Origin of the sequence: Pontibacter sp. Tf4 (genome assembly GCF_014212495.1) — a bacterium.
Taxonomy (GTDB): domain Bacteria; phylum Bacteroidota; class Bacteroidia; order Cytophagales; family Hymenobacteraceae; genus Pontibacter.
The window spans coordinates 182,560-203,477 of sequence record NZ_JACKZC010000007.1 but is presented as its reverse complement, the minus strand read 5'-3'; the positions used below and the strand labels follow the sequence as shown (position 1 = coordinate 203,477).

Here is a 20,918-nt window from a genome sequence, read left to right as displayed (position 1 = left end):
ACAAAAATAAGACAATATCTTGAACATTGCTGCTAACAGAAGGTTCCTTTTGCTCTCCGCTAAGTTGCTGGTGGTGGCGCTTACCCTTTACCTGCTGTACCAGGCTATCTTCACTGCCCCCGACACCTTCCTGAGCTGGAGAACTATAGTTGAGAATGCGCTGCAAAGCCCATCGCGCTGGCTGTTTATAGTTACCACACTGCTTATACCTGCCAACTGGGGCTTTGAGGCTAAGAAATGGCAATTGCTGGGCCAAAAGCTGGAGCCGATCTCATATTGGCGTGCCTATCGTGCCGTGATGGTAGGTTTAACCTTAGGCTTTATTACCCCAAACCGAATAGGAGATTATGTCGGCCGCGTGCTGGAGCTGAAAAGCAAACAGCGTCTGGAAGCCATAGGAGCCATTTTTATTGGTAGGTTTTGCCAGTTGGTAGCTACGGTTATAGTTGGTTCTCTCGGGCTACTCTATTTTATAGTTACCTTTTTCTGGGCGGCTTATCCCGGTGTCTCAATAAGTTTAGTACTTCTGCTTATAACTATAGTTGCGGCAACATTGCTGCTGTTGTATAATGCGCAGGCGCTGGTGGCGGTAATTTCAGCTATAAAACCGTTGCGTAAACTGGTACAGTATGTGGCCATTATGGCGCGCTATCGTTCTGCTGAAATCTCAAAACTGTTACTGCTTTCGCTGGGCCGCTACACAGTTTTCCTGCTGCAGTTTATATTCCTGTTGATCCTGTTTGATGTAAAGCTGAGTGCCTTGCAATATGTGTGTGGTGTGGCGGGTACGTTCTTTATCAAATCCATCGTTCCATCGGTTAGTTTGCTTTCTGATCTGGGGGTGCGGGAGTTGTCGGCGATGTATTTGTTTGGTTTGCTTGGGCAGGAGCGCTTACAGGTGCTGAGCGCCAGCCTGAGTTTGTGGTTTCTTAATATTGCCGTACCGAGCCTGGTAGGTTTGTATTTCGTGCTGCGCCTGCGCTTCTTCCGGAAAGGAGTGCCTGCATGATGTGGCTGCTTATTGTTTTCTTAACAAGCTATAGTTGGGTTATCCTTCGACGCTGGGCTGCCTGGGCTAAATTGCCTGAACCAACTATACCGACCGGCTGGCAGCCAACTATAAAACTCTCTGTCATCATCCCTGTCCGCAACGAAGCGGCTAACATTCTGCATTTACTTCAGGATCTGGAAAACCAGACCTATCCGAAACACCTTTTTGAAGTGATTGTGGTGGATGATCATTCTGAAGATGCTACCAAAACTATAGTTTCTGATTTTGCCAAAACATCAACGCTAACTATAAAGTATGTTGAGTTGAAAAGTTATGTTAAATGCAATGGTAAAAAAGCAGCGGTACAGAAAGGAATAGAACTGGCAGAAGGGGAGTTGCTGGTGTTTACCGACGGCGACTGCCGTGTACAACCCGAGTGGCTGCAACTATACGCCTATAGCTTCCAAACGCATCAACCCAAATTCATCAGCGGACCAGTCAGTTTTTGCAATACCTATAGTTTACTCGAGCGCATGCAGCTGGTGGAATTTGCCAGTTTAATAGGTATAGGCGGCGCATCGATAAGCATGGGCAAACCAAACATGTGCAACGGTGCAAACCTCGCTTACACCAAACGGGCTTTCAACGAAGTGAACGGCTTCATTGGTAACGAAGGAATAGCCAGTGGCGACGATGAATTTCTGCTGCACAAGATCAGCCAGAAGCACCCAGAGAAGATACTTTTCCTGAAACACAAACAAGCTATAGTTTACACCGAAGCCCGCAAAACCATCAGCAGTTTCCTGAGTCAGCGCATCAGGTGGGCGAGCAAATGGCGGGCGTACCAGCAGTGGCATGTAAAACTACTGGCGCTTATTGTGTTTACAGTTAACCTGTTATTGTTCGTGGGCCTGGGTATGGCTATAGTTGGCGTGCTGCCTGCTTCGGTATTTATTAGCGCTATAGTTGCCAAGTTCGCCGTAGATTTCTTATTTTTATCTCGTATTCTCAGTTTTTTAGGCCGAAAGCAGTACATCTGGTACATGCTTCCGCTGCAACTGGTGTACATTCCGTACGTGGTAGTAACCGCCGTTTTAGGATTAACCGGGCGCTACCGCTGGAAAGGCAGAACGATACAGAACCGATGACAGAAATTGAATTCGACATACTCGATGAACTATACTTTGTAGCGTCTTACCCGGACCTGCGCAGCACCCTTTCTTTAAGTGATGAAGAGCTCTGCCAGGGGTTGCAGTCGCTGCTCGCCAAAGGCTACATCCGCATCATGTACCCCGACCAGGATACCGAGCACGCCTATGATCCGAACACCTTCGGGAAACATTGCCACGACTATTTTTACCTTGCCACCAAAGCGGGCTTAGTAGTGCATAATTCAATTTAAATGGCTGTACTACAAAAAGATAAAGCCGCTAACCGGCCGCCTTCCTATTACATCAGGCAGCGCCTGTTGCAGAACAAACCTGCCATGGCCGGGTTGGGCATTATCATTCTGGCTATAGTTGTAGCTATACTTGGTTACGCTATTATGCCCGACAGCACGCCAAATGCGAACAACGGCCTGGTGCAGATCCAGAAAAAAACACCCGGTTTCTCAACACAGGTACTGCGCATCGCTAAAGTAAATCCTGCTGCCGATGTAAATCCTGTGGAGTTCGTGCTTTTTGGCGCTCCTGAAGACTATAGCGAAATTGCAATCGAGAACTATAGTTTTAAAGGCGATAGTTTGCAGGTGCAGCCACTGCGCAGCAACAACGCCATGGCCGATCAGCCCCGCTCTTTCGGCCTCAATGAGATCGTAGCTGAGCCCGGAAACTATAGTTCTGCCGAACTTCAGAAACTGATCGAAGAAGACTACATCCGGAACAAAACCTTCTGGCTGGGCACCGATAAGGCCGGGCGCGATGTACTGAGCCGCTTGATTTTAGGCACACGTATTTCGCTGGGCATTGGCTTTGTGGCGGTGCTTATATCGTTAATAGTAGGTATTGCGGTTGGCGCGGCAGGCGGTTATTTTGGGGGTTGGGTAGATAAACTGATGACCTTCCTGATGACGGTGGTGTGGTCGGTGCCGAGCATTATGCTGGTAATCGCCATTAGTCTGGCCCTGGATAGTAAAGGCGTTTGGGTGGCTTTTGTGGCAGTTGGCTTAACCATGTGGGTAGAAGTTGCCCGTGTGGTGCGTGGCCAGATACTGGGTTTAAAAGAAAAGACGTACATCGAAGCGGCTCAGGTTCTGGGAGTTCCGGAAAGATTGATTATCTTAAGGCATCTGCTTCCAAACATGATAGGGCCCTTAATCGTTATTGCCACAGCAAACTTTGCATCGGCAATTCTGATAGAGGCGGGCCTAAGTTTTTTGGGGCTTGGCGTACAACCGCCGGCACCAAGCTGGGGCATGATGGTGAACGAAGGTTTTCAGCTGATAGGGGCGAAGGCTGGTTTATATTTAGTACTATTACCAAGTTTGTGCATTAGTGTGCTGGTGCTGGCATTTAACCTGCTGGGGAATGGCTTGCGCGATGCATACGATCCAAAAATACCGTTGACCAATGGCTGAAAGTAGCACACCAAATATACAACAGGAGCTTAACCTTAAAAAGCTGGAGCTATCTGCTCTACTGGAGATTACGCAGGCGATCAACGATAACCTGCCTGAAGCTGCTTTGTATAAAATTTACCGTTTTACACTGCTTGCCCAGCTGCACATTAGCAGGCTGGTGCTGTACGTGCACGATGAGCAGTGGGAGTGCAAAGCCGATTTCGGTACGCAGCAGGACTTCAAAAAACAGGACCTTCCGGAAGCCATTACCTCGCTGAAAGAGATCACCTACATGAGCAAACTACAGGTAGATAAAAAGTGGCGCGCTTTTGAGATCGTTATTCCGGTACTGCACAACGGCAAAGTACTGGCCTTTGTGATGATAGGCAAGATGCAGCCGTTTTATACCAATCTGGAAGCCCTGAACTTTGTGCAAACGGTGAGTAACATTATGCTGGTTGCCATCGAAAATCATAAAATGGCCCGCCAGCGACTGGCGCAGGAGTCTATCCGCCGCGAGATTGAAATTGCCCGCGAAGTACAGAATATGCTGTTCCCGAAGGCCCTGCCAAACGACAAAGACATTGCCATACACGCCAGCTACATACCGCATTCATCCATTGGCGGCGACTACTACGATTACATTGAAATAGACCAGGACCGATTCCTGTTTTGCGTGGCCGATGTATCGGGTAAAGGCGTGCCGGCTTCTTTGCTGATGTCGAATTTCCAGGCAGGTCTAAGAACCATCCTTCGGCAGACTTCAGACCTGAATACCGTAGTAGCAGAGCTGAATAACCTGATCTATAGAAATGCGATAGCTGAGAAGTTTATCACGACTTTTCTGGCGCTGTATAACCGCAAAACCCGCGAGCTGTGCTATGTAAATGCCGGCCACAATTCGCCCATTTTGCTACACGAGAACAACACGCACCAACTGCTGAACGAAGGCTGTACCATGCTGGGTGTGTTCGATGTACTGCCGTTTATGTCGGTTACCAGCATTACGGTGCCTAAAAACGCTGTGCTGCTTTGCTACACCGATGGCCTGACCGAAGTATTTGATGAAGACGATTCGGAATTTGGTATTGAGCGGACTATAAACTTCCTGCAGACGCACCGTTTCCTGAGCTCCAAAATGCTGCACCTGCAACTGCTCCGCGAAATAAACCTCTACAACGAAGACGCCACCCTGAACGATGACATTACACTGCTCTCATGCAGGTTTAAATAATTTTTAGATTTGGAGATTTGAAGATGTGGAAATTTGAAAATGAAATTAGAGTGTAACGATAGCAGTCTATAGTTCATTCACCTTTCAGGATTATGAATTTCTATTATTAAGTCATCTCCAAATCTTCAAATTTTCAAATACCCAAATCGACTAAGTGTTTCGCCTCTACAAAACGCCTTACCTGATGAAGAAGCTGTTGCCCGGCTATACCTGGCACCGTAATGTAGCGGACAAGAAACTATTCCTGACATTTGATGACGGGCCGATTCCGGAAATAACCCCATGGGTGCTGGAGCAGCTTGCAAACTATAAGGCAAAGGCCACATTCTTTTGTGTTGGGGACAACGTGGCAAAGCATCCGGAAGTGGCGCAGCAGGTGCTAGCTGGCGGACATAAGCTGGCAAATCATACCTTTAACCATTTAAAAGGCTGGCAGACATCACTGGAACTATACCTGCAAAATGTGCAGCAGTGCCAGGATGCGCTGGAAACTATAGCTCCGGATAAATCAGGGGATAAATTACTGTTCAGGCCACCTTACGGGCGCATTACATCAGCACAGGCAAAAGCGCTCAGGCCAACCTACGAGCTGATCATGTGGGATGTGCTGACCAACGATTATGACGGTACACTGGCCCCGGAAGAATGTCTGAAGCACAGCATACATAAAACCCAACCCGGCAGCATCATCGTATTCCACGACAGCCTGAAAGCGGAACGAAACATGCGCTACGCCCTGCCACGTTTTCTGGAGCATTTCTCCGGGCTGGGCTATACCTTCGAGACCCTATGATCGTATCGGTCATCTACTTTATAGTTTACTTTTCCATTTTTCTGGGGCTGGTATACCTGCTGTTCTATAACCGTAAAAGCTATACTTCTGCTTTCACCAAGCAACCCCGCATCAGTATTCTAATAGCCGCCCGCAACGAAGAACACAGCATCCTGCGCTGCCTTACTGCTATAGAAGCCCTTAACTACCCGAAAGATAAAATTGAAGTACTCATCGGGAACGACGCCTCTACAGACAATACATTGGCTATAGTTAGCAACTTTATCAAAGACAAGCCGAACTATAGATGCATCACCATAACCCAGACGATTGGCAACACACGCGGCAAAGCCAATGTGCTGGCCCAACTCGCCCACCACGCAACCACCGACTATTTCTTTTACACCGATGCCGACATTGCCGTGCCTAAAAACTGGGTGCAAACTATGCTCTCTGCCCTGGATGAAAAAGTGGGAGTCGTTACAGGTATCACCACGATAACCGGTAAGCACTTCTTCCATAAAATGCAGGCCCTGGACTGGCTCTATGCTTTGGGGCTGATACAGGTGGTGGCGGATGTGAAGTTGCCGGTAACTACCATGGGCAACAACATGCTGTTGCGCAGGCAGGCTTATGAGAGTGTAGGCGGCTTTGAAGGCATAAAGTTCTCTATTACAGAAGATATTGCCATTTTTAACGAAATACTAAGCAAAGGCTGGGAGTTCCGGAATATCTATAACCGGGATACACTGGCGCTTTCGTTGCCGGCTGGCACGTTCTGGCAGTATATGTACCAGCGCAAACGCTGGATGAGCGGCTCGATGCACCTGCCGTGGTACATGGCTATTATTTTTATTCTGCATTCTGCCTATTATCCGGTGCTTATCCCATTCTGGGTTCATACTTCGGTGGCCATTATGCTGGGTATTTTCGTGCTCAAACTTATCTTCCAGAGCATCTTTGTGCGCGAGTGCCTGCGCCGGGTAAACATGACCGTGCCCTGGTATTACTACATCCTCTTCGAACTATACCTCGTCGTCTCCTCCGTCATCCTCATTATCTTCTTCTTTATACCAGTTAAAACCGTCTGGAAGGGAAGGCGCTATTAGAAGTTAGAAAGGTATTGGAAATGTAGAGACGCAATACTTTGCGTCTTGGCTACCACGAAGCTATAGTTTCTTTGAATCCCGCTAAATCATTTAATCCCCATTTATACCAGTTCATACAAAATCCTAAAATCCTTTCATCCTAAAAATCTTAGTTCGAACTTGCAGCTTTAAACTATAGTACCGCCTTGGTTACTGATTACAATTAACTGCTAACTGGAATGTTGAAATTAGTTGATTCGCACGCGCATATTTACTCCGAAGAATTTAAGGATGACCTGGCTGCCGCAGTAGCAAAGGCCACAGAAGCAGGAGTAGAGAAGATCTACATGCCCAACATCGACCATACTTCTATTGATGCGATGCTGGAAACGGAAGTGGCTTTTCCAGGAACATGCATCCCGATGATGGGACTGCACCCTGCGTATGTGAAAAAGGATTTTGAGCGCGAACTATACCTGGTGGAAGAGTGGCTGGACAAGCGAAAGTTTGCGGCAGTAGGGGAGTGCGGCATCGATTTGTACTGGGACAAAACTTATTTCCCGCAGCAGCAGGAAGCCCTGAAAGTACAGCTCGAACTGGCGAAGAAACACAACCTGCCTATTATCCTTCACACCCGCGAGTCGTTTGACGAAACGTATGAGTTAGTTGCTGCTGCCCAGGATGGCACCCTGCGCGGTATTTTCCATTGCTTTTCGGGTACGGTAGAGCAGGCGGCCAAAGTAAAAGAACTTAACTTTCTGATGGGAATTGGTGGTGTGGCTACTTTTAAGAATGGGGGTTTGGATAAAGTACTTCCGCATGTGGCATTGGATAGTCTGGTGCTGGAAACAGATTGCCCGTACCTGGCACCGGTACCATATCGTGGCAAACGCAACGAGCCTGCCTACATTCCGCTGGTACTGAAACGCGTAGCTGAACTGATGCAGAAAACCGAAGAAGAAGTAGCAGAAGTAACTACAAAAAACGCCCTGAATCTGTTTAAACTATAGTTATGCAAACGGTAAAAGTTCACATCGATACAGCCGCACCCGACGACCCGGAAGCATCTATCCTCATCATTTACACCGGCGGAACGATCGGGATGGTGTACGATGAAAAAGCGCAGCACCTGGTGCCGTTCAATTTTAATCAGGTTCTGGAGAAAGTGCCGGAACTGAAGCAATTCAACTACCTGCTCACGGTCATAAGCATCGAGCCTGTGATCGACTCATCGAACATCACGATTGACGACTGGCTGATGCTGGCCAAACTGATAGAAGAGAACTATAACGATTACGACGGTTTTGTGGTGTTGCACGGCACCGATACCATGGGCTATAGTGCGTCTGCGCTGAGTTATTTGCTTGAGAACCTGCAGAAGCCGGTGATCTTTACCGGAGCCCAGGTGCCAATAGGTTTGATCCGAACCGATGCACGTGAGAACCTGATCACAGCTTTGCAGATTGCCGGAACCAAAGCACATGTTAAGTGCCGTGTGCCGGAAGTGAGCATCTTTTTCCATAACCTGTTGCTGCGCGGTAACCGGGCCAAAAAAGTAGAGAGCAGCCATTTCGATGCCTTTAAATCCGAAAACTACCCCCCACTGGCCGAAGCGGGAATTGATATCGATTTCTACGACGAACATATTCTGCCATGCCCCCTGCAGCCACTAAAGGTACACCACCAGCTGGAGCCCAATGTAGTGATATTGAAACTTTTTCCGGGTATTACTGAGCAGGTAGTACGCAGCATTCTGCAGTTGCCGAACATAAAAGGGGTGGTATTGGAAACATTTGGAGCTGGCAATGCGCCTACCACAACGTGGTTCTTGGATCTGCTGAAAGAAACCATAGACCGCGGTGTGTATATCCTGAACGTAAGCCAGTGCGACGAAGGCCGCGTAGACCAGGGCCGCTACGAAACAAGCAAGTACCTGTTAAACATGGGCGTAATTGGCGGAGCTGACATAACTACCGAAGCGGCCATTACCAAGCTGATGTTTGTGCTGGGTCTTAACTTGCCGAAAGAGCAAACTATAAAGCTGCTGACAGAGAACCTGCGTGGCGAAATTACTTTGTAAAGTGGTTAAACTATAGTTAAAGCCGGTTTGCAACTATAGAATTTATTAGCGTATCTTTGCAGCCACAATTAGAGAGTTGTCCGAGTGGTCGAAGGAGCACGCCTGGAAAGTGTGTATACCCCAAAAGGGTATCGAGGGTTCGAATCCCTCACTCTCTGCAAACTATAGTTCAGACAGGCTTTTACCCACAAGGTAAGGGCCTGTTTTGTTTCCGCTCAACACTTCTCAGAGTTACACTTGTATCCCTTTTAAACCTTGCTGCCCCTTTCTAAGTTTAATTCCAGCGTAGAGTACTGTTGATCCTGTTAAGGCCGAAATCAAGGGATTTGCTTATAGTTTTAAATAGAGAAAAGCTTCAAAAGGTAACAAAAACTTAAAATACTTTACATAAGCATAAATTATCATGTAGCAATACAATTATTTAGCTATAATTGTTACGTAATAGCTTCTTATGATCCTGAACCGCGCCTTAATTTCTGAAACAGTTACATCCGATAGTGCCTTTTATACCATCCGATATAGCGAACCGTTAAATCTTATTGAAATCCATTGGGATATGGTAACATCTCCCGAAGAACTGCAGGAATCACTTACCCATCTGCTGCAGGTAATTGATGAGCGGGAGCCATGGTATCTGCTTGCCGATACACGTAAGCTGAACACGTTAGGCGCTGATGATCAGTCCTGGATCAGGAATTCTTTTTTACCTTCGCTCAGCCAGTCATCGGTCGTAAAGTTTGCCCGCATTATGGAGCCCGACGTGTTCACACAGGCTGTGTTAGAGAGTCTGCTTGGTTACATGCAATGGGAGCAACACTTCGGATGCAGCCTGCGCTCTTTTACCGACCGAGAAAGCGCCCTTGACTGGATCTACACAGCATAAGGCATACAAAAGCCCTGCAGTTATTACCACAGGGCTAAATGTATAACACAAACAACCAACAACTATTCTTAGTTACGCCGGGTTACTTACGCATCAGTGTTTGTTGTGTATAACACTGCGTAAACTCTGTAACCCCTACAAAATACCCTCCAATAAAAATACCAGCACCGTTGCTAACTGCCTGCTCGCAGGCATAAAAGTCTACTACACCACCATCTATAGTAGCAAACTCCAGCGCCTCGTCGGGCAGCTCGCTTGCCTTATTGGCCGTTGCAGCGGCTTTCCCTTTCGGTTGGCCTGCTTCCTTGGTCAGACTATAAGTTTGGTCCATACAGCGTGTTATTTTGATTTCTGTAACAATATTAACCAATCCCTATATGCTGTAACAGGAAAGCTATAGCTGCTTTGTAACTTGTATTATAGTTATAAAGCGTTGTGCTGGTGGTTCTGAATAGCGGATTTTATATACTTTAAGAGTATTATGTAGTATACATTTTATCTTAAAAGTAACATGTGAATCGGGTATTGGAAAAACTATAGTTGCGGAACGGTAAAAAGTAACATTTAGGCTATGTTATTTTTGTTGCGACAGCCGTATCAAATGATAGGAACAGGTTTGCAGCGCAAGTACCGTAAGCGCTAAAAAGCCCCCAGGTAAGGCCACCAGCCACCAGGCCGATAAGTTTAAACGGATACTGGAGATCGTTCTTCCCCAGCTGGCGTGCGTTGCCGGTAACCCGATGCCCAGGAAAGAGAGCGTAGATTCGACAGCCAGCAGACTGGCTACCCCGAACACAAAGGCTACAATGACAGGAGTCAGCAGATTTGGGAGCGCCTCTTTCAGAATAACCCGACGGTGCTTCATGCCGGTACTTATAGCTGCTTCGATATAAGGCAGTTGCACAATGCGTAACATTTCGGCGCGGGCAAGGCGGGCTGTACCTGTCCAGAACGTGCAGATAAGAATAACGGAAAGCAGCCAGAGGGATGGCCCGGCAAAAGCCGCCACACTTATCAGGAGTATAAGGCGGGGTATGCTGGTCAGGAGTTCTATCAGGCGCAGGGCAATTCCATCAACGGGTATAGCTATCGTTTGCCTTAATCTCATCAGGTTGTTTAAAAGCGGTTTTATGATCAACCAAAGAATAGCCGAAAGTGCCAGGCCTGCAACTATAGCCATGCCGGCAACTTTACCAGGCAAACTATAAAGCACTACCTGCATCGGAAGATGGATCAGATAATAACAAACGATAGGTATAGTTACCAGAATCAGTAAAACCTGTGCGTAGGTCAGTTTCCATTTGCTGTTTCCGAAATATCCAGCTACAGCCCCGACTGCCGTGCCAAGTACAGCCGATAAAAGCATAACCGGTACAGCTATGAATAACCCGTTACGAGCTCCCCAAAGTAAATTCGAGAGCACATCGCGCCCTAACTGGTCGGTACCCAATATATAGGTAGGGTTAGTAAATGGCTTCTGAAACGCATGTTGCAGGTTTAGCTCGTTGGGGCTAAAAGGCAAAGGCAGCAAAGGAAGCAGAAGGACAAGCCCGGTTAACAGCGCCAGGTACACGATGGCCAACCGAAAGCTCCACTTTGTCCTTAGTAAATAAGCAATATCGGAGATGAACGCTCTCATGCAGTACGGGCTCTTATGCGTGGGTCGGCAGCACTATAGGCTACATCCGCAACTATATGGGATACCATTTTTATGAGCGCTACAACTATAACAATGCCAATGATAACCGGAAAGTCGCGGGAAAGGACACTGCTCACCAGCAAACGCCCCACGCCCGGAATAGCAAATATAGTTTCGATCACTACAGACCCGGCAAACAGGGCAGGTAACATATCCGATAAGGTAGTAATTACGGGTAGCAGGGCATTTCTGAGAGCGTGCCGGGTAACAACCTTTGCGTGGGGCAGACCCTTTGCCCGGGCGGTTTTAATGTAGCCAGCCTGCAACGTGCCTGTCAGCGAAGTATAGACCTGATTGGTAAGGTAGGGGAGATTTGCCAGCACCAGACAGGCAACAGGTAATACCATATAAGAGGCCTGAGTAACCCAATTACTCTGGGTATCGTGTAAATTTAAACCTAAGCCAAACACCGGGAAAAGCTGCCAGGCATCAGGGTTGGCCAGCAGCAGAAGCAATAACAGGCAAAGCACAAAGAGCGGAATACTATCCAACAGCACCAGCAGGGCCAGCATTGGTTTGCGCCATTTTTTGCCAGTATCCTGCACCATGGCTATACCTGCATAAAAAGCGAGAACAGACGTTAGCACCATACTCACCAGTAATATTAAAAAAGTATTGCCGGCAGCATCCGCAATAAGAGCTGACACAGGTTGGGAATTGGTAAACGAGACGCCCAAATGGCCGGTAAGCAAAGCGGCAGCCCAGTGGTGATACTGGTTGCGGGTGCCATGCCATTCCAGGTCCGGCACCAGGTAGGAGAAAGTTGTTGCAGTATGTACTTCCGAAAGCGGGGCAATGCTTATATAAAATAAAGGCAGGTCCTGGCCGGTACGCTGCAGCAGTTGCTGGTAGGCTGCTGTTCTGTCGGTTTGCAGGCTTTTACCATAAAACCCGGCTTCGGGGCTCAGGAGCTGTGTTTCGCCGTAAGTGCCCGGCAGCAGCCTGCTTAATAAAAAGATAGCCGAAACCATAAACCATATAACCGGGATGGCTACCAATAAGCGTTTTATGGCTGGTTGCTGCAGCATAAAGAACTTATTTTTGAAGCAGGAAGGCGCTTATATCGTAATTTGGTTTCAGGCCGGATACTTTGGTGTTGCTGAACCGCTTGTTTATGGCCAGTCGCTCTTTCTGGTAGTACAAGGTCAGGAAAGTAGCTTCCTCAAGCATCACCTTCTGGAAATCTTTCAGCAGTTTCGCTTTCTGTCCTTTATCGGTAGCGTGGTTAATCGCTTCTATCAACGCATCTGTTTTTGCATTCCCGAAGCCGGTATAGTTGGTGCCACCCGTCTCAGCGAACGATGTATGAAGTATAGGCTCGAAGTTAAAGTTAAACGGATTACCCGTCAGCGTTCTGAAGAAGATCTCAAAACTATGATTGCGTGAATTTTTAGAGAATAAGCTGCTTTCCTGTGCCTCTACCTGTACAGGTATATTTATTTTGGCTGCGCTCGCCTGAAAGATAAGGGCCGTGGTTTCGAGCATGGTGCTGCCTGCCTTATAGGTAACAGTTATAGTTAGCTGTTCTTCTTTGCCGTTCGCAGTCCGGAACCAACCGTTTGTGCGTTGTTGCCAGCCGGCTTGTTGCAGCAGTTGTGCCGCGGCACCAGTGTTATAGGTATAGGGCTTAAGTCCTGTGTTATAGTACTCTTTTACCGAAGGCGGCACAATACCAACCGATGGCACAGCGTACGATTGCTGGGTAACTTTAATGATGTTCGGAACATCTATCAGGTGCGCTATGGCCTGGCGCGTCTTTTTATCAGCGAACTTGGCCAGTCTGCTATTAATGCCGGCATACACCAGGGCATAGGAATCCGGGGTGTGCAGGTTAAAGTCTTCCAGAAAATCCTTGTTTGTTTTCAGTTCGTCGAATTCCAGTGCAGGAATATCGCTGAGCACGTCCAGTTGGCGGGCTTTAAGGGCGAGTAGGGCCGTAGTGTTCTCCGGGATAACGTGCAGTACGATCCGGCTTGGGTTGGCAGTTAAATTGCTGGCAGAGGTGTTGTTTCCCCACCAGTTCTCTTTACGGGTTAAAACTATAGATTGCCCCGGTACCCACTCTTGAAGCAAGTAACCGGCGCTACCTTGTAATATTTTTCCGTTGTTATTGTAGTCCGGTGTGTTAAAACGAGCCGCGAAAGCCTTTAAATTTTCATTGTTTTCAAGCTTGGAAAGGCTATCTGTCAATGCGGCTACCGGAATACTGGCAAGAAGGTCTTCAGGATCGAATAAATATGCCGGCAGAATAAAAAAATCTCCGGAAAGTAACTCCATTTCGGGGGTAAAGCGGTTGCAGACAAACGTAAACTTTCTGTTGTTGTCTTTGTCAATTACCAGATCCTGTATAAAGGCTACCTGCGGTTTTATCTGTTCATTCTGAAGCAGCGGAGCTTTCAGCACTTTTAATGTAAAAGCTACGTCATCCGATGTTACGGGCGAACCGTCTGTCCACCTTGCTTCCTCACGGATTTCATAAGTTATGTATGTTACTGAGTCTTTTTGCTCGATCAGTGGTAAGCTTTTAGCCAGAATAGGTTTAAGCTGTGCATCTTCCAGGTCTGGTCCTAATAAACTCTGGAAAACCAGGTTCAGGATCTGCATAGCAGCCATGTCGTTATAGTTGGCAGGGTTTAGCGTATGCGGCTCAGATGCAAGGCGTACACTAACCTGACCAGGTTGTTGCTTAGGCTGCGAGCAATAAGTAAGAAGTAATAATAAACTTAAAAAAATCGCGTAAAGCTTCCTCATCTCAAAAAATCCTTTGGCTAAAAGTAATCTTTAGCAAGATAAGGAAAAGGGAAAACTTTATCAGATTAATCGTTCCACTGACCAGTTCCACCATCAACACTTGCTTCTGGTTTCTCAGGCTGGCTTGTTTGTTCAGCTTTTGCTTTTGTTTCACTTGCTTGCAGCGCATCCTTAGAGGCGTCACCACCACCTAAAATTGTGGTTATTTGCAGGATAATGGAAATAATAATTTCTATCATGGCGATTTTATTTAAATGAGATTACGATCAGGACAAATATTAAAGGATATCATTGGCTTGACAAGGAATATTAAGCAGTAAAAGTAACTATGATTTATCTCCGTAAATATTATATATAACTTTATAGTCAGGCCTAAAATTTATATATTGTGCTAATTTTAGCTATTTTGCCTGCAGCAACTTTATGAAATGTAACATTTAGTGGCTGCGCCTATTTTGAACATATGCCTATAGTTGAATTTTTTCAGACCAGCCTTGGTTTGGGTTCTGAGTTTATTCGGACATATATTGAGTTCAAAGTTAAACTTTTTACTGTCTATGCAGGAGATCCAACAATTATTTAAAGTTTTATATAATGTTTCGTCTAAGCCGGGGACCACTGCTATTTCGCATAAACAGAAAGGCCTGGAAGGTATTTTTATACAGGGCGTAACACAAGGTAAATACTTGTCTGATTCCGATGCAGCTTACCAGCTATATGGCACTGATCAGGGTGATGTGCGCTATAAAATGCTGAAGCATAGGTTAAAGAAGAAGCTTTATAATGCGCTGTTAACCGTTGAGATAGATAACAACAAAGGACAGTTGCAAAAGGAAGTAGAATGTGCCCGTTTGCTTACTATTGCCAAACTGCTCTCTAAACAGACCGAATACAATTTAGTGCTCACGCTCTGTAGCAAAGCAATCGCTATCTCGCAAGAATACCAATTCAATGATCTTCTGCTAAGTGCATACGAACTTGAGCTGTCCACGCTGACCAATCAGGGAACCCTGAAGACATATAACAGTAAGCGTAACACCTATCTGCAACAGCTCAAGATTGTTTCCTTAGAAAAAGAAGCCCTAAGTTTTTACCAGTTAGCAAAAGCACACTTAAGGAGCACCGTTAAAGTAAGAAAGGCGCTGTTAGCAGAACTGCCCCGGATTATTGAGCGCTTAACTGAGATTGCTTCTGAAATACAGTCCTTTGAGAGCTTCCTGGCATATTACAAAACGTCGATTCTTTATTACGAGCTTACCGGTAATTTTTCTAAGATCATAAGTGTAACCCAGGAAGCAAGCGATAAAATTGCCAGCGGACAAATAAGCAAAGAGCGGTTTGATATGGCCTACAATGCTTACATATTGGTGTATGCGCATTTAAGGGCCAAAAGTTATACGCAGGGGTTAATTTACGCAAGCGATTATTACAACCTTTTTGATATCACAACCAAAAACTGGTTTGCTTACATGGAGAATTATTTCCTGTTAGCTGTACATGCCAGGCAATACGAATTGGCCGTGATTCTGCTTCACAGGGTTCGGGCTAATACTAATTTTAATACAATTTCCAGCGATTCCAAGGAAAGGTGGCAATTGTATACGGCGTATCTGTTCTTTATAAACCCTGCAGCACCGGTTCTTAAAAACTTTAATTACCAAAGCTTTATAACTTCTATCACCGAGTATAGCAAGGACAAGCAAGGATTTAACGTAGCTATACTTATACTGCAGTTTATTTATTTTCTGAAAAAAGGAGACTCCGAAGGCCTGTTATACAGGATCGAAAGCCTTAAAAAATACATTTTAACGCACCTGAAGGACTCCTTTAGTCTTCGGAGCAAGCTTTTCCTGAAACTGTTAATGTTAACCGTAACAGAAGGTTTTGATGCTACCTCCTGTCGGGCTAAAGGAGCAAAGCATTATCAGAAGCTGATGGAGACCCCGACTCCGGGTGATGCCTACGCGGAGATTGAGATAGTACCTTATGAGCACTTGTGGGAGCTTATTTTGGAAGAAATGCCGAAAGCGGGGGTGTAATTATGGAAGAACTTACAAAACTCGTTGAGTTATTAGAAAATAAAGGCAAATCTACTACTGCAGCTTTTCTCAATTACGCTGATAGCTCAAGCCTTGAGACACGCTTATACCAGCTTATAAAGGATAATGCAGTCGAAAGTGAGCCGGAGCTGATACAAAACCTGTATGGAGACTTTACGAAGGCAAATGCATTTAAAATGCTTAAAACCAGAGTAAAGAAGAAACTTTATAATCAACTGCTTTTTCTCGATCTTTCTGGTTTCGAGATCAGTTTTGGATCGAATAGTGCTGAACTGGAATGCCGGCATTACCTGCAATTAGCTAACATGTTCAGGGTAACCGGTGAAACTGCACTGGCAAGAATACAACTTCAGAAGGCCATGGTACTTGCGGAAGAGGTTCAGCTGATAGATTGCCAGATAGAAGCTTATAAGGCTTTAAGAGCTATACTTACCATTCATGGATTTAACAGACGAGAGTACGAGGAGTGTATTTCTAAGCTTGCTGAACTCTATACATTGGCAGAATATGAAAAAAGAGCCGATGAACTCTTCCATAATATCAAATTTGAGTACAAGTTAGGAGCTAATGCAGGTAACAGCCTTATTAATACATTAAAGGACGTAACGGATGAGTTGAAGGCCAGTTGGCATAAAACTAATCTGTATACTGTCTTCAGACGATATCATCAGCTCATGAACTTCTATTTTGAGCTGAATGGCGATTTTGCTGCCTATATCGACTATCTGAACCAGACTTTTGACGACTACCGGGCAGGAAAAATACATAAAGCATATTTTTCAGAAAGCTTTACCAAATACCTGCTTGTATACGCCTACCTGAAGAATGGGGACTATGCCTTAGGTATACAGGAAGCGGAACAGCTTAAGAAAAAGTTGCCTGAGGGTTCCAAAAACTGGTTTGCGCACCTGGAAAATTACTTTCTGCTTGCGGTTCACGCACAAAAATTTGAACTGGCAGAAAAAATATTACTGGAAGCTTTCAACAATAAGCATTTTAAAGAAAATAACCAGTTTGCTCAGGAGCGCTGGACTATCTTTTACCAGGTGTATCAGAGTGCTTATGGTTTTTCAATCCCTGTAAAGCTGCGGAAAAAGCTGATTGTTGTGCAGCAGGACAAGAAAGGGTTTAACTTATGGTGTGTTATTCTCGACTTTATGACGGCACTGGATAACAGGCATACAAACCTGATCGCGAGCGAAGCAGAGCGCATGAAAAAGTATATTGCCAGATACCTGACTGCCAAAGAAGATGCCCGATCAAAATACATGCTTAAATTATTAGTAGTAGCAGGCCGTGAATTCCCGATAGACGCAGCCAGCTGCCGGAAGAAAAGCGAATACCTGTTCAGTAAATTACAAGAGGCCCCTGTACCCGGCTATGCTTACGCCGAAACTGAGATCATTCCTTATGAAGACTTATGGGAAATTATACTTCAGAAACTGGATGCATCTAAATAGTTATCTATAGTTTATAGTTGCATAAATCGGATTTTTAATATCTTGATGCATGCAAAAGAACAACCCTAAAATAACCAACGCCTGGTGCTTTTACGATTGGGCCAACTCGGTCTACTCGCTGGTTATTACATCCACCATTTTTCCTATTTACTACAGCGCTGTTGCTACAAACCCCGAAACGCAGTCAACTATAGTTAACTTCTTTGGGTTTGAGCTGGAGAGTTCGGTGCTGTTTTCTTATGCGGTGTCTGGTGCGTTTCTGATTATTGCGCTGCTTAGCCCCTTTTTAACAGCCATTGCCGACTATAGCGGGCGAAAGAAGCTGTTTATGCAGCTTTTCTGTTACCTGGGTTCGCTGTCGTGTGTTGGCCTTTTCTTCTTTACCCGCGATACCTTTACCGTTTCGGTTATCCTTTTTGTCCTGGCCTCCATTGGCTTTAGTGGCAGCATCGTTTTTTACAATGCTTACTTACCCGAGATCGCTACCGAAGACCAGTTTGATAAACTGAGTGCCCGTGGTTTTTCGATGGGGTACGTGGGGAGTGTGCTGCTGCTCATTTTTAACCTGGCCATGATACAGCAGCCGGAGTGGTTTGGCATTGCTTCCGATAACAAAAGTCTGCCACCACGCATTGCTTTTTTAACCACAGGGCTTTGGTGGTTTGGTTTTGCGCAGTATTCGTTTTACCATTTGCCAGGCAACGTTTACAACCGGAAACCCAAAGGCAGCTGGGTGCTGAATGGCTTTAAAGAACTGAAAAAAGTCTGGAGCCAGGTAAAGCAATTACCTATGCTCAAGCGTTTTCTGCTGGCTTTTTTCTTCTACAACATGGGGGTGCAAACCGTGATGTACGTAGCTACCATTTTCGGTATTGAAGAACTGGAACTCGAAGACAGCGCCCTCATCTTAACCATCCTGATCATACAACTGGTGGCTATTGCCGGAGCTTACGGCTTTGCGGTTTTGTCGGGTAAATACGGCAATATCAGGGCGCTTATAGTTGCGGTTATTACCTGGATCGGGATATGCATCGGCGCGTATTTTATTCGCGGAGAGTTTGATTTTTATGTGCTGGCAGCTATAGTTGGCTCGGTAATGGGCGGCGTGCAGTCGCTTTCCCGTTCTACTTATTCTAAGCTTATTCCGGCTACAACTATAGATCATGCTTCTTTTTTCAGCTTTTATGATGTGACTGAGAAAGTATCGATCGTTTTAGGAACACTGGCCTATGGACTGGTAGCGCAACTAACCGGCTCCATGCGAAACAGTATACTGGCGCTTATCATTTTCTTTGCGTTGGGGCTGATCTTCCTGTCGATGGTACGTTGGAAAAAAGCGATAGGAGCGGAGCAGGAAGTAAAGGCTAATGTAGCGTCGTAAACTATAGTTCTTCTTTAGCTCTCGCTCGCGTCCCGCGAGTGTGTGCTACAAGTGGCGTCCCGCCACGTTAATGTGCAACTATAGTTAGCAGGCGGATATAAAATCTATGCTGAACAAAGTATAGTTTTAAGCGGCCTGAGTCCGCGGGTAATGAACACTCGCGGGACGCGAGCGAGGGCAAAGCGTCGAGTCCTATATGGCTGTTGGCAATTATAGCTTTAACTATAGCACGTAAAACAAAAAGCCGCTGCAGATTATTGCAGCGGCTTTTCTATAGTTTATAGTTGGACTTACTTCTTGTAAACCTGCTTGCCATTTACGTAAGTATACAACACCTGCAGGTTTCGCATCTTTTCCGGGGCCACGGTCATCAGGTCGTCTTCCAGAATCACAAAGTCAGCAAACATGCCTGGCGCTATAGTTCCTTTTTCGTTCTCCTCAAAAGCTGCTTTTGCTGCCCAAATTGTCATGCCGCGCAGGGCTTCTTCACGGGTCAGGGCATTCTCCATCTGGAAGCCACCTTTCGGCCAGTTCTTTGCATCCTGACGGGCAACAGCTGCATGGAACGTATAAAGCGGGTTAATGTGCTCTACCGGAAAATCGCTGCCCAACGGAATCCAGCCGTTTTGCTGCAATAGTTCTTTAAACGGATAAGCATGTGGTATACGCTCTTTGCCTAATCTGTCGCCGGCCCAATACATATCTGATGTGGCATGTGTTGGCTGTACAGAGGGTACAATGTTATACTTGCCAAACTTTGGCATATCGGCCGGGTTCACGATCTGGGAGTGCTCAATTCTCCAGCGTTTATCATTTTTACCACCCAAAGCTTCCCCGTAAATGTCCAGCAACAAGCGGTTCGTAGAGTCACCGATCGCGTGTGTGTTCATCTGGAAATCAGATTTGGCAAGCTGGGCAGCAATGTCTCTGAACTCTTTCTCAGTAGCCAGCAGGAAACCATAGTGTCCGGCTTTATCATGATAAGGTTTGATCAAAGCAGCGCCACGCGAGCCCAGCGCACCATCGCCATAGATCTTGAACGAGCGCACATTCAACCTGTCGGTCTTATAAATGCCGTTTTTCAGGTAATAGTCCAGGTTAGCTTTGGTGGGGTTCAGCATCACGTACACACGCATCTGCAGGTCGCCGCTTTTGTGCATGGCATCCATCAGGTCGGCTGTACTTTTGTCTAAACCGGCATCTGCCAGCGAGGTAATACCAACTGCAAAACAGTTCTGCTGTGCGTTTATCAATGCCTGGCGCTGTTCCTGCTCGTCCGGTTCCGGAATTTTGGCCGATACCAGGTCAATCGCATTGTCAATCAGGATGCCGGTCATTTTGCCGTTCTTAACTTCTACCAGGCCACCTACCATTTTGGTGTTTGGCGTAATGCCCGCCAAGTCCAGCGCTTTCTGGTTAACGATAGCGGCGTGCCCATCTATTCGGGTAAGGATAATCGGCGTGTTAGGGAAAAGGGCATCCAGGGTATCTTTTGTCGGGAATTCCTTTACAGCCCAGTCGTTCTGGTCCCAGCCGCGGCCGGTAATCCAGTCTGCATCCGGGTACTTTTCGCGCTGCTCCGTTACCTTCTGCACTACTTCCTTAAACGACTCTGTACCTACCAGATCAGCCGACTGCAGCGACAAGCCGTAGCGGTAGAAATGGGCGTGTGCATCGTTAAAGCCAGGGTAAATGGCTTTGCCTTGCGCATCCAGTTCTTCGGTTGCCTTGTACTTGTTCCGGATCTCTTCGGTAGTGCCTACAGCCACAATCTTACCGTCTTTCACGGCAAAGGCTTCAGCTTTATCGAAGTTATCGTTTACCGTATAAACCGTGCCGTTGTAAACTACAAGGTCGGCCGTTTCGGTGGCTTTTTGGGTGCTGGTGCAACTACTTAGCAGGGTAGAGCCAAGCAGCATAGCTGCAGCAAAGGTGCGTAGCGTTCTTTTCATGTGTGCT

At 46.3% G+C, this 20,918-nt stretch carries 19 protein-coding genes and 1 tRNA gene; 14 read left to right on the top strand and 6 right to left on the bottom strand.

The features are described from left to right. Positions 1 to 49: 49 nt before the first annotated feature. From H7F15_RS13130 to H7F15_RS13080, 11 genes are all read left to right on the top strand, one after another. Entirely contained in the window at positions 50 to 1,009 is a 960-nt protein-coding gene (locus tag H7F15_RS13130) for a lysylphosphatidylglycerol synthase domain-containing protein (RefSeq protein WP_255481238.1), read from the top strand. Then, positions 1,006 to 2,139 (top strand): glycosyltransferase, encoded by a 1,134-nt coding sequence (locus tag H7F15_RS13125; RefSeq protein WP_185197440.1) that lies wholly within the window; start codon positions 1,006 to 1,008, stop codon positions 2,137 to 2,139. The genes H7F15_RS13130 and H7F15_RS13125 overlap by 4 nt, the downstream gene beginning before the upstream one ends. Continuing rightward, positions 2,136 to 2,393 carry a hypothetical protein gene (locus H7F15_RS13120; protein ID WP_185197439.1) on the top strand — a complete coding sequence of 86 codons (258 nt, stop codon included), beginning with the start codon at positions 2,136 to 2,138 and terminating at the stop codon, positions 2,391 to 2,393. Before H7F15_RS13125 ends, H7F15_RS13120 begins: the two co-directional genes overlap by 4 nt. After that, positions 2,394 to 3,569, top strand: a complete 1,176-nt coding sequence (locus H7F15_RS13115) for an ABC transporter permease (protein ID WP_185197438.1) — start codon at positions 2,394 to 2,396, stop codon at positions 3,567 to 3,569. It abuts the gene before it with no gap. After that, positions 3,562 to 4,785, top strand: coding sequence for a PP2C family protein-serine/threonine phosphatase (locus H7F15_RS13110; RefSeq protein ID WP_185197437.1), 1,224 nt, complete (start codon positions 3,562 to 3,564; stop codon positions 4,783 to 4,785). Before H7F15_RS13115 ends, H7F15_RS13110 begins: the two co-directional genes overlap by 8 nt. Before the next feature lie 154 nt (positions 4,786 to 4,939). Then, entirely contained in the window at positions 4,940 to 5,578 is a 639-nt protein-coding gene (locus H7F15_RS13105) for a polysaccharide deacetylase family protein (protein WP_370523722.1), read from the top strand. Continuing rightward, entirely contained in the window at positions 5,575 to 6,666 is a 1,092-nt protein-coding gene (locus H7F15_RS13100) for a glycosyltransferase (protein ID WP_185197436.1), read from the top strand. The genes H7F15_RS13105 and H7F15_RS13100 overlap by 4 nt, the downstream gene beginning before the upstream one ends. A gap of 218 nt (positions 6,667 to 6,884) precedes the next feature. Next, the gene (locus H7F15_RS13095) at positions 6,885 to 7,655 is read left to right on the top strand and encodes a TatD family hydrolase (RefSeq protein ID WP_185197435.1); all 771 of its coding nucleotides are present in this window, start codon (positions 6,885 to 6,887) and stop codon (positions 7,653 to 7,655) included. Between the two features lie 2 nt (positions 7,656 to 7,657). Next, entirely contained in the window at positions 7,658 to 8,725 is a 1,068-nt protein-coding gene (locus H7F15_RS13090) for an asparaginase (protein ID WP_185197434.1), read from the top strand. Positions 8,726 to 8,795: 70 nt separating this feature from the next. Then, a tRNA-Ser gene (locus tag H7F15_RS13085) sits at positions 8,796 to 8,883 on the top strand. Positions 8,884 to 9,176: 293 nt separating this feature from the next. Then, positions 9,177 to 9,608 carry a hypothetical protein gene (locus H7F15_RS13080; RefSeq protein WP_185197433.1) on the top strand — a complete coding sequence of 144 codons (432 nt, stop codon included), beginning with the start codon at positions 9,177 to 9,179 and terminating at the stop codon, positions 9,606 to 9,608. Positions 9,609 to 9,690: 82 nt separating this feature from the next. Here H7F15_RS13080 and H7F15_RS13075 read toward each other — a convergent pair whose 3' ends face one another. From H7F15_RS13075 to H7F15_RS13055, 5 genes are all read right to left on the bottom strand, one after another. Continuing rightward, positions 9,691 to 9,939 carry a hypothetical protein gene (locus H7F15_RS13075; RefSeq protein WP_185197432.1) on the bottom strand — a complete coding sequence of 83 codons (249 nt, stop codon included), beginning with the start codon at positions 9,937 to 9,939 and terminating at the stop codon, positions 9,691 to 9,693. A gap of 243 nt (positions 9,940 to 10,182) precedes the next feature. After that, the gene (locus tag H7F15_RS13070; protein WP_185197431.1) at positions 10,183 to 11,247 is read right to left on the bottom strand and encodes an ABC transporter permease; all 1,065 of its coding nucleotides are present in this window, start codon (positions 11,245 to 11,247) and stop codon (positions 10,183 to 10,185) included. Then, on the bottom strand, positions 11,244 to 12,335 hold the full coding sequence (locus tag H7F15_RS13065) for an ABC transporter permease (protein WP_185197430.1): 1,092 nt from the start codon (positions 12,333 to 12,335) through the stop codon (positions 11,244 to 11,246). Before H7F15_RS13065 ends, H7F15_RS13070 begins: the two co-directional genes overlap by 4 nt. 7 nt (positions 12,336 to 12,342) lie before the next feature. Beyond that, positions 12,343 to 13,920: an ABC transporter substrate-binding protein gene (locus H7F15_RS13060; RefSeq protein WP_255481237.1), complete on the bottom strand. Its 1,578-nt coding sequence runs from the start codon at positions 13,918 to 13,920 to the stop codon at positions 12,343 to 12,345. A 203-nt stretch (positions 13,921 to 14,123) separates the two neighbouring features. After that, the gene (locus H7F15_RS13055; RefSeq protein ID WP_185197428.1) at positions 14,124 to 14,297 is read right to left on the bottom strand and encodes a hypothetical protein; all 174 of its coding nucleotides are present in this window, start codon (positions 14,295 to 14,297) and stop codon (positions 14,124 to 14,126) included. 318 nt (positions 14,298 to 14,615) lie between these two features. Between H7F15_RS13055 and H7F15_RS13050 the strand changes: the two genes are divergently transcribed. The 3 genes from H7F15_RS13050 to H7F15_RS13040 are packed head-to-tail and all read left to right on the top strand — an operon-like array spanning position 14,616 to position 18,959. Further along, a complete protein-coding gene (locus H7F15_RS13050) occupies positions 14,616 to 16,097 on the top strand; it encodes a hypothetical protein (protein ID WP_185197427.1) in 1,482 nt (493 codons plus the stop codon). 2 nt (positions 16,098 to 16,099) lie between these two features. Further along, positions 16,100 to 17,578, top strand: a complete 1,479-nt coding sequence (locus tag H7F15_RS13045) for a hypothetical protein (RefSeq protein WP_185197426.1) — start codon at positions 16,100 to 16,102, stop codon at positions 17,576 to 17,578. A 49-nt stretch (positions 17,579 to 17,627) separates the two neighbouring features. Next, complete coding sequence (locus tag H7F15_RS13040) at positions 17,628 to 18,959, top strand: MFS transporter (RefSeq protein ID WP_185197425.1); 1,332 nt, start codon at positions 17,628 to 17,630, stop codon at positions 18,957 to 18,959. A 290-nt stretch (positions 18,960 to 19,249) separates the two neighbouring features. Here H7F15_RS13040 and H7F15_RS13035 read toward each other — a convergent pair whose 3' ends face one another. Next, on the bottom strand, positions 19,250 to 20,911 hold the full coding sequence (locus H7F15_RS13035) for an amidohydrolase (protein WP_185197424.1): 1,662 nt from the start codon (positions 20,909 to 20,911) through the stop codon (positions 19,250 to 19,252). Positions 20,912 to 20,918: the final 7 nt, after the last annotated feature.

What these genes read in the sequence shown, in the direction of transcription:
- H7F15_RS13125 (WP_185197440.1), top strand. Translation starts at nt 1,006, where the DNA reads ATGATGTGGCTGCTTATTGTTTTCTTAACAAGCTATAGTTGGGTTATC.
- H7F15_RS13120 (WP_185197439.1), top strand. Translation starts at nt 2,136, where the DNA reads ATGACAGAAATTGAATTCGACATACTCGATGAACTATACTTTGTAGCG.
- H7F15_RS13115 (WP_185197438.1), top strand. Translation starts at nt 2,394, where the DNA reads ATGGCTGTACTACAAAAAGATAAAGCCGCTAACCGGCCGCCTTCCTAT.
- H7F15_RS13110 (WP_185197437.1), top strand. Translation starts at nt 3,562, where the DNA reads ATGGCTGAAAGTAGCACACCAAATATACAACAGGAGCTTAACCTTAAA.
- H7F15_RS13100 (WP_185197436.1), top strand. Translation starts at nt 5,575, where the DNA reads ATGATCGTATCGGTCATCTACTTTATAGTTTACTTTTCCATTTTTCTG.
- H7F15_RS13095 (WP_185197435.1), top strand. Translation starts at nt 6,885, where the DNA reads ATGTTGAAATTAGTTGATTCGCACGCGCATATTTACTCCGAAGAATTT.
- H7F15_RS13090 (WP_185197434.1), top strand. Translation starts at nt 7,658, where the DNA reads ATGCAAACGGTAAAAGTTCACATCGATACAGCCGCACCCGACGACCCG.
- H7F15_RS13080 (WP_185197433.1), top strand. Translation starts at nt 9,177, where the DNA reads ATGATCCTGAACCGCGCCTTAATTTCTGAAACAGTTACATCCGATAGT.
- H7F15_RS13075 (WP_185197432.1), bottom strand. Translation starts at nt 9,939, where the DNA reads ATGGACCAAACTTATAGTCTGACCAAGGAAGCAGGCCAACCGAAAGGG.
- H7F15_RS13070 (WP_185197431.1), bottom strand. Translation starts at nt 11,247, where the DNA reads ATGAGAGCGTTCATCTCCGATATTGCTTATTTACTAAGGACAAAGTGG.
- H7F15_RS13065 (WP_185197430.1), bottom strand. Translation starts at nt 12,335, where the DNA reads ATGCTGCAGCAACCAGCCATAAAACGCTTATTGGTAGCCATCCCGGTT.
- H7F15_RS13060 (WP_255481237.1), bottom strand. Translation starts at nt 13,920, where the DNA reads ATGGCTGCTATGCAGATCCTGAACCTGGTTTTCCAGAGTTTATTAGGA.
- H7F15_RS13055 (WP_185197428.1), bottom strand. Translation starts at nt 14,297, where the DNA reads ATGATAGAAATTATTATTTCCATTATCCTGCAAATAACCACAATTTTA.
- H7F15_RS13050 (WP_185197427.1), top strand. Translation starts at nt 14,616, where the DNA reads ATGCAGGAGATCCAACAATTATTTAAAGTTTTATATAATGTTTCGTCT.
- H7F15_RS13045 (WP_185197426.1), top strand. Translation starts at nt 16,100, where the DNA reads ATGGAAGAACTTACAAAACTCGTTGAGTTATTAGAAAATAAAGGCAAA.
- H7F15_RS13040 (WP_185197425.1), top strand. Translation starts at nt 17,628, where the DNA reads ATGCAAAAGAACAACCCTAAAATAACCAACGCCTGGTGCTTTTACGAT.
- H7F15_RS13035 (WP_185197424.1), bottom strand. Translation starts at nt 20,911, where the DNA reads ATGAAAAGAACGCTACGCACCTTTGCTGCAGCTATGCTGCTTGGCTCT.